The following is a 7,925-nucleotide window of genomic DNA, read 5'->3' on the forward strand; positions in this document are numbered from 1 at the left end:
CCACCAAGCCCGTCGAAGTCCTGCGGGCCCACGGCCGTGCCGGGCTTGGTGGCGTAGCGGAAGGTCGAGCGGGCGAAACCGAGCTGGAGGATCTCCTCCGACTCGGCACCCGAGTCCAGCAGCAGGTCGCGGCCGGTGATGCCGATGTCGAGGCGGCCCGAGCTGACGTAGATCGCGATGTCGCGGGGCCGCAGGTAGAAGAACTCCACCTGGTTCTCGGGGTCGACGAGGACGAGCTCCTTGGACTCCTTGCGCTGCTGGTAGCCGGCCTCATGGAGCATCGCCATCGCAGGCCCTGAGAGTGAACCCTTGTTGGGGACGGCGATGCGCAGCATGAGGTCGGGTTTCCTTTGCGAAAGGGGTCTGTGGAATGCGGGGCGGGTGCGGGGGTCGTGCTCAGAGATGGGCGTAGACGTCGTCGAGCGAGATTCCGCGCGCGACCATCATCACCTGGACGTGGTACAGCAGCTGAGAGATCTCCTCGGCTGCGGCGTCCTTGCTCTCGTGCTCGGCGGCCATCCAGACTTCGGCGGCCTCCTCCACGACCTTCTTGCCGATGGCATGCACGCCCTTGTCCACCAGTTCGGCGGTACGGGAGGTGGAGGGGTCGCCGTTGGCGGCCTTGAGCTGCAGCTCGGCGAAGAGCTCTTCGAAGGTTTTGTTCGCCATGATGTCCTCAGAATACGGGTCCCGGCCCCGCACTCAGCGCCAGGGTTCGCTGACCGAGCGCAGTGTGGTGGCGGTGGCCACGGCAGCGGTGACCGCTTCGTGCCCCTTGTCCTCGTTGGATCCCTCGATGCCCGCCCGGTCGAGTGCCTGCTCCTCGGTGTCACAGGTGAGGACGCCGAAGCCGACCGGCACACCGGTGTCGACCGCGACCTGGGTGAGGCCGTTGGTGACGCCATGGGACACGTATTCGAAGTGCGGGGTGCCACCGCGGATGATCACGCCGAGGGCGACGATCGCGTCGTATCCGCGCCCGGCGAGCACCTTGGCGACCACCGGGAGCTCGAAGCTGCCGGGGACCCTCAGCAGGGTCGGCTCGTCGATGCCCAGCTCGTGCAGGGCGCGCAGCGCGCCGTCGACGAGTCCGTCCATGACCTTCTCGTGCCACTGCGCGGCGATGACCGCCACACGGAGGTCACCGCAGTTGCGTACGGACAGTTCGGGTGCGCCCTTGCCGCTCATGTCTCTCCTACCGCTCGTTCCTCGGGTGACTGCTGGGGACTGCCGGTTCTACTGGTTGCCGCAGGTCGACACGGTGGCGGCGTCGAGCCAGGGCAGGTCGTGGCCCATGCGGTCGCGCTTGGTGCGCAGGTACCGCAGATTGTGTTCGCCGGCCTGGACGGGCATCGGTTCCCGGCCGGTGACGGCCAGGCCGTGCCGCAGGATCGCGGCGGTCTTCTCGGGGTTGTTCGTCATCAGGCGCAGGCTGTGGACGCCGAGATCCTTGAGGATCTGGGCGCCTGCCGCGTAGTCCCTGGCGTCGGCGGGCAGGCCGAGCTCCAGATTGGCGTCGAGGGTGTCGACGCCGCGCTCCTGGAGTTCGTACGCGCGCAGCTTGGAGACGAGTCCGATGCCTCGACCCTCGTGGCCGCGCAGATAGACCACGACGCCGCGCCCCTCGTCCGTGATGCGCCGCATGGAGGCGTGCAGCTGGGGGCCGCAGTCGCAGCGCTCGGACTGGAAGATGTCGCCGGTCAGGCACTCGGAGTGGACCCGGACCAGGACGTCGTCGCCGTCCCCGATGTCGCCGTGGACCAGCGCGACGTGCTCGACCCCGTCCACGGTGGAGCGGTAGCCGTAAGCGGTGAAGGCGCCGAAGTCCGTCGGCAGCCGGACCTCGGCCTCGCGGCGGACGGTCGGCTCGCAGGTGCGCCGGTAGGCGATCAGGTCCTCGATGGAGATGATCGTGAGCCCGTGCTTGCGGGCGAACGGGACCAGCTGCGGAAGGCGCAGCATGACGCCGTCCTCGCCCGCGATCTCGACGATCGCCCCGGCGGGCCGCAGCCCGGCGAGCCGGGCGAGGTCGACGGCCGCCTCGGTGTGGCCGTTGCGCACGAGCACACCGCCGGAGCGGGCGCGCAGCGGGAAGATGTGGCCGGGGCGTACGAAGTCGCCGGGGCCGGCGGCGCCGCCCGCGAGCAGCCGGAGCGTGGTGGCCCGGTCGGCGGCGGAGATGCCGGTGGTCACGCCGTGCGCGGCGCAGGCGTCCACGGAGACGGTGAAGGCCGTCTTCATCGACTCGGTGTTGTGGTCGACCATCTGCGGGAGTTCGAGCCGTTCCAGCTCGTCGTTCTCCATGGGCGCGCAGATGAGTCCGCGGCACTCGCTCATCATGAAGGCGACGATCTCGGGGGTGGCCTTCTCGGCCGCGATGACGAGGTCGCCCTCGTTCTCACGGTCCTCGTCGTCGACGACCACGACGGGGCGGCCGGCCGCGATGTCGCGGACGGCCTGCGCCACGGGGTCCAGGGTGAGGTCCTCGTCGGGCGCGTGGTGTTCCCGGTGCAACCAGGTGGGCTGGGCAGTCATGCCGTGGCTCCTTCCAGAGCGGGTGTCCGCGTACGCAGCCACCAGTCGCGCATGCCCCACAGGACGAGGGCGCCGTAGACGACGTAGATGAGACCGGAGAAGGCGAGACCGCTGTGGAAGTTGAGCGGTACGCCGACGAGGTCGACGAGGAGCCAGGCGAACCAGAACTCGACCATGCCGCGGGCCTGGGCGAGCATCGCCACGAGCGTGCCGGCGAATATGTACGCGTCCGCCCACGGGCTCCAGGAGAGCGAGGGGAACGCGGTGAACAGGCCGCCGACGGCGAGGGTGCCGACCGCGGCTCCGCCGAGCAGACAGCCGCGCTCGCGCCAGGTGGCGAACCGTACGGCGATGGAGCCGTCCTGGGCCTGCTGCCTGCCCCGGGTCCACTGCTGCCAGCCCCAGACGGCCACGGCGATGACGACGACCTGCTTGCCCACACTGCCCGCCTGGTGCACGGAGACGTTGGCGGCGACCAGGACGACGCCGGACAGCAGTTGGGCGGGCCAGGTCCAGATCGAGCGGAGCCAGCCCAGGGTCAGCGCGATCAGACCGATCGTGTTGCCGAGCATGTCGGACCAGATGATGTGCTGTCCGAAGACGCTGAACGCCTCCGAGTTCAGCCAGTGCAGGGCGCTCACTTCACCGGCTCCTCTGGCTCCTGCGCGCGGTGGCCGAGCAGTCGCTCGACGTACTTCGCGATGACGTCCACCTCGAGGTTGACCGGGTCGCCGGGCTCCTTGTGGCCGAGCGTGGTCAGGGCGAGGGTGGTGGGGATGAGGCTGATGGTGAAGTAGTCGGGTCCCGCGTCCACCACCGTCAGGCTCACGCCGTCGACGGTGATCGAGCCCTTCTCCACCACGTAGCGGGTGAGCTCCGCGGGGAGGGAGACCTTCACGATCTCCCAGTTCTCGGAGACCTTGCGCTCGACGATGCGGCCCGTGCCGTCGACGTGCCCCTGCACGATGTGCCCGCCGAGCCGGCCGCCGACCGCCATGGGCCGCTCCAGGTTGACCCGGGAGCCGGCCCGCAGTGCGCCCAGGCTGGACCGGTTCAGCGTCTCGGCCATCACATCGGCGGTGAACTCCTGCTCGCCGTGGTCGACGACGGTCAGGCACACGCCGTTGACGGCGATCGAGTCGCCGTGCTTGGCGCCCTCGGTGACCACGGGTCCGCGCAGGCGGAATCGGGAGGCGTCGCCGAGGTTCTCGACGGCGGTGACCTCACCCAGCTCTTCGACAATTCCGGTGAACACTCAGATTCCCTTCGGGGCAGGGCCGGGGACGGCGGTGATGCGCAGATCGGGGCCGATACGCACGGTCTCGGTCACATGGAGGCGCAACGCCTGGGTGATAGTGGCGATTCCGGCGTCGGCGAGGGCCGCGGGGCCCGCGCCGAGGAGCATGGGGGCGAGGTAGCCGACGATCCGGTCGACCGCTCCCGCCGCGACGAAGGCCCCGGCCAGGGTCGGTCCGCCTTCGAGGAGTACGGATCGGATGCCCCGTCCGTGGAGGGCGTCGAGCAGTGCGGGAAGGTCGAGTCCGGGGCCGGCCGCGGCGCGCGGCAGCCTCAGGACGGCTTCTTCGGGGAGGTGGCGGACGTCCGCGTCGTCGGCCACGGCGATCAGGGTGGGCGCGGTGGTGTCGAGGACCCGGGCACCGGGCCGGACGGCGGTGGCGGCGGTGTCGACGACGACCCGCAGCGGCTGGACCGCGCCGTCGATGCCCCGGACCCCGAGGTGGGGGTCGTCGGTGCGGGCGGTGCCGGAGCCGACCACGACGGCGTCCGCCTCGGCGCGCAGCCGGTGGACGTCGGCGCGGGACTCGGCCGAGGTGATCCAGCGGCTGGTGGCGTCGGCGGCCGCGATCCGGCCGTCCAGGGTCGCCGCGTACTTCCAGGTGACATGGGGCCGGCCCAGGCGCATCGAGGTCAGCCAGGCGGTGTTGCCCTGCTCGGCGTCTTCGGCGAGGAGGCCCTGCTCGGCCTTGACGCCGGCGGCGCGCAGGGTGTCCGCACCGCCGGTGGCCTGCGGGTTCGGGTCGCCGACCGCGTACACGACGCGGGCGATCCCGGCCTCGATGAGCGCCTGGGCGCAGGGGCCGGTGCGCCCGGTGTGGTTACAGGGTTCGAGGGTGACGTAGGCGGTGCCGCCGCGGGCCTTCTCGCCTGCCGCGCGCAGGGCGTGGATCTCGGCGTGCGGCCCTCCGGCGCGCCGGTGGAAGCCCTCGCCGGCAGGCCGGCCCGTCGCGTCGAGGACGACGCATCCGACGACCGGGTTGGGGCTGGTGGAGCCGAGACCGCGGGCTGCGAGCGTGATGGCTCGGCGCATTGCGGTGGTGTCGGCTGCGGTGTCCACCGGGTCCTCCTGCCTCTTCGGGCACGGACTCCGGGGCCTGTCGATGACGACAGATGAAGCGGAACGCTGAACGGGGACGCCGAATGCCGGAAAAACGGATGGATCGGTCGCCCGAAAACCATCCGCCGACGGCGGCGTACCCGCGAAACGGCCCGCCGCGCACTGCCTCCCATCCGGACTTTAACCGTCGGTCCAGGAATCCCACCTGGTCAACCGGCCACTGGATGCGGACGGGTCGCGGACTATAACCGCCGGTTCGGAATTGCACCGACCCCGGAGTGCGCTGCTGCTGGTACACGATCAGTGTGCCACGACTCGCCGTGGCCCATACAGGTGAACGCTGTGGAGTGGCTCACAGACAGCCCGTGACAAGGCTCTTTTCGGACACCCTCATATTAATGGTCCAGACCTATTGACGCACTGGTCTAGTCCTTTTAATCTCTGCGTCACCTCCGAGGAGTGGTTCCCCGGCGTGCGCACACCGGGGAACCGACACGACCCGCCCCCTTGTTCAGTTGTGTTCTGCCGACCTCCCCAGGAGGAACCGAACGTGCTGTCCCCCACCCGTGCGAGAGCCACGCTCCTCGCAGTCGGCGCCACCGTCGCCGCGCTGCTGATCGGATCGCTCTCCGCCACCGTGTCGCAAGCCGCCGACCAGGAGTCCTGCCGCCCGGACGGGCTGTACGAGACGCCCGGCGTCGCCGTTCCGTACTGTTCCGTGTACGACTCCGAAGGCCGCGAGAAGATGGGCGCCGACCACCCGCGCCGGGTCATCGGCTACTTCACCAACTGGCGCACCGGCAAGGACGGCACACCCGCCTACCTCGCCTCCGACATCCCGTGGGACAAGGTCACCCACCTCAACTACGCGTTCGCCCACGTCGACGGGGCCAACAAGATCTCGGTCGGTGCGGACGGGCCGGAAAACGCCTCCACCGCTATGACGTGGCCAGGCGTCGCGGGCGCCGAGATGGACCCGGGCCTCCCCTACAAGGGCCATTTCAACCTGCTCAACAAGTTCAAGAAGCGGTACCCGAACGTGAAGACGATGGTCTCGGTCGGCGGCTGGGCCGAGACCGGCGGCTACTTCGACGACAGCGGCAAGCGGGTGGAATCCGGGGGCTTCTACTCGATGGCCACCAACGCCGACGGCTCGGTCAACCAGACCGGAATCAACACCTTCGCCGACTCGACGGTCGCCTTCATCAAGAAGTACGGCTTCAACGGCGTCGACATCGACTACGAGTACCCGACCACCATGAAGGACGCCGGGAACCCGCTGGACTGGACCCTGTCCAACGCCCGCCGGGCCGGCCTGGTCAAGAGCTACGCCGCGCTGATGAAGACCCTGCGCGAGAAGCTCGACCGGGCGTCCGCCGCCGACGGGCAGCACTACCTGCTCAGCGTCGCCGCGCCCTCGTCCGGCTATCTGCTGCGCGGCATGGAGACGTTCCAGGTCCAGAAGTACCTGGACTACGTCAACATCATGTCGTACGACCTGCACGGCGCCTGGAACGAGTACGTCGGCCCGAACGCGGCGCTGTTCGACGACGGCAAGGACGCCGAACTCGCCCAGGCGAGTGTCTACTCGACCTCGCAGTACGGCGGCACCGGCTACCTCAACACCGACTGGGCCTACCACTACTTCCGCGGTTCGATGCCGTCCGGCCGGATCAACATCGGGCTGCCCTACTACACCCGTGGCTTCAAGAACGTCCAGGGCGGCACCGACGGGCTGTGGGGCAAGGCGGCAACCACCGACTGCCCGGCCGGAGCGGGGCTGACCAAGTGCGGGGACGGGGCCGTCGGCATCGACAACCTCTGGCACGACCTGGACACCAACGGCAAGGAGGCTCCGGCCGGCTCCAACCCGATGTGGCACGCGAAGAACCTGGAGAAGGGGGTCGTGGGCGACTACGTCACGGACTACGGATTCCCCGCGGACACGAAGCTGACGGGCACCTATGTCCGCAAGTACGACTCCACGCTGGTCGCGCCCTGGCTGTGGAACGCGGAGAAGAAGGTCTTCCTCTCCACCGAGGACGAGCAGTCGGTGAAGGCCAAGGCCGGCTACGTGGCCGACAAGGGCATCGGCGGCACCATGATCTGGGAGCTGGCGGGCGACTACGACTGGAACGCCTCCAAGGGCCAGTACGAGCCGGGCTCCACGCTCACGTCCACGATGTACGACACCTTCAAGTCGGCCGCGCCGTACGGCGCCAAGCGCGCCACCACCGGCATGCCGACGCGGGCTCTGGACATCGGCGTGTCCTTCGACCAGTTCCCGCTGGGCGACTCCAACTACCCCATCAGCCCCAAGCTGAAGATCACCAACAACACGAAGGCGACACTGCCCGGCGGCACCGAGTTCCAGTTCGACTACGCGACTTCGGCACCCGCCAACGCCAAGGACCAGTCCGGTTTCGGCACCACGATCGTGCGCAGCGACCACACCGCCGCCAACAACATCGGCGGGCTGAAGGGCGACTACAACCGGGTCTCGCTGAAACTGCCGTCCTGGCAGAGTCTGGCGCCCGGCGCCTCGGTGCAGGTGGACTTCGTCTACTACCTGCCGACGTCCACACCGTCGAACTGGACGGTGACCTTCGGCGGGCAGTCCTACGCGCTCGCCGCCGACCTGGCCCGCGGCACCACGGTCGTCGAACCGGGCACCGGCACCACACCGTCGCCCGACCCGTCCGGCACCACCGGTCCGAGCCCCGAACCCACCGGCGGCACGTGCGCCGCGGCGGCCTGGAGCGCGTCGGCCGAGTACGGGGGCGGCGCGACGGTCAGCCACGGTTCGCACCAGTGGAAGGCCAAGTGGTGGACGAAGGGTGACACGCCCGGATCCACCGGTGAATGGGGGGTCTGGCAGGACCTAGGGGCCTGCTGACCCACCCCTCCCCCACACCGCCCGGCGGTGACCGGATCGCCCCCGGTCACCGTCGGGCCCTCCCCGCTCCGCCCGGGACGCGGGCCAACGGTGCCGGGACCGTCCCAGCACCGGTGTGAACAGCGCGTCCTGGTCCGC

General features: G+C 69.6%; 8 protein-coding genes and 1 riboswitch. Of the genes, 1 reads left to right on the forward strand and 7 read right to left on the reverse strand.

The window, feature by feature from the left end; genetic code table 11:
• The 7 genes from hisG to ribD all read right to left on the reverse strand — a co-directional run.
• Positions 1-335, reverse strand: a 335-nt coding sequence (hisG, locus tag J1C73_RS19490) for an ATP phosphoribosyltransferase (protein WP_207317536.1), incomplete at its 3' end; no start/stop codon positions are given.
• A gap of 61 nt (positions 336-396) precedes the next feature.
• Positions 397-669 carry a phosphoribosyl-ATP diphosphatase gene (locus J1C73_RS19495; protein ID WP_018524273.1) on the reverse strand — a complete coding sequence of 91 codons (273 nt, stop codon included), beginning with the start codon at positions 667-669 and terminating at the stop codon, positions 397-399.
• Between the two features lie 33 nt (positions 670-702).
• Positions 703-1,188: a 6,7-dimethyl-8-ribityllumazine synthase gene (gene ribH / locus J1C73_RS19500; RefSeq protein WP_024493156.1), complete on the reverse strand. Its 486-nt coding sequence runs from the start codon at positions 1,186-1,188 to the stop codon at positions 703-705.
• 48 nt (positions 1,189-1,236) lie between these two features.
• Complete coding sequence (locus J1C73_RS19505) at positions 1,237-2,535, reverse strand: bifunctional 3,4-dihydroxy-2-butanone-4-phosphate synthase/GTP cyclohydrolase II (RefSeq protein ID WP_207317537.1); 1,299 nt, start codon at positions 2,533-2,535, stop codon at positions 1,237-1,239.
• On the reverse strand, positions 2,532-3,176 hold the full coding sequence (locus J1C73_RS19510) for a nicotinamide mononucleotide transporter family protein (RefSeq protein ID WP_207317538.1): 645 nt from the start codon (positions 3,174-3,176) through the stop codon (positions 2,532-2,534). Before J1C73_RS19510 ends, J1C73_RS19505 begins: the two co-directional genes overlap by 4 nt.
• A complete protein-coding gene (locus J1C73_RS19515) occupies positions 3,173-3,790 on the reverse strand; it encodes a riboflavin synthase (protein WP_207317539.1) in 618 nt (205 codons plus the stop codon). The genes J1C73_RS19510 and J1C73_RS19515 overlap by 4 nt, the downstream gene beginning before the upstream one ends.
• Positions 3,791-4,891, reverse strand: a complete 1,101-nt coding sequence (ribD, locus tag J1C73_RS19520) for a bifunctional diaminohydroxyphosphoribosylaminopyrimidine deaminase/5-amino-6-(5-phosphoribosylamino)uracil reductase RibD (RefSeq protein WP_207317540.1) — start codon at positions 4,889-4,891, stop codon at positions 3,791-3,793. It lies immediately after the preceding gene.
• Between the two features lie 155 nt (positions 4,892-5,046).
• Positions 5,047-5,177, reverse strand: a riboswitch (FMN riboswitch).
• 264 nt (positions 5,178-5,441) lie between these two features.
• Between ribD and J1C73_RS19525 the strand changes: the two genes are divergently transcribed.
• Complete coding sequence (locus tag J1C73_RS19525; protein WP_207317541.1) at positions 5,442-7,787, forward strand: chitinase C-terminal domain-containing protein; 2,346 nt, start codon at positions 5,442-5,444, stop codon at positions 7,785-7,787.
• Positions 7,788-7,925: the final 138 nt, after the last annotated feature.

This window comes from Streptomyces laculatispora (assembly GCF_017353455.1).
Taxonomy (GTDB): Bacteria; Actinomycetota; Actinomycetes; order Streptomycetales; family Streptomycetaceae; genus Streptomyces; species Streptomyces laculatispora.

Excerpts from the sequence above, each read along its gene's own strand:
- J1C73_RS19495 (WP_018524273.1), bottom strand. The coding sequence starts at position 669 with ATGGCGAACAAAACCTTCGAAGAGCTCTTCGCCGAGCTGCAGCTCAAG.
- ribH (WP_024493156.1), bottom strand. The coding sequence starts at position 1,188 with ATGAGCGGCAAGGGCGCACCCGAACTGTCCGTACGCAACTGCGGTGAC.
- J1C73_RS19505 (WP_207317537.1), bottom strand. The coding sequence starts at position 2,535 with ATGACTGCCCAGCCCACCTGGTTGCACCGGGAACACCACGCGCCCGAC.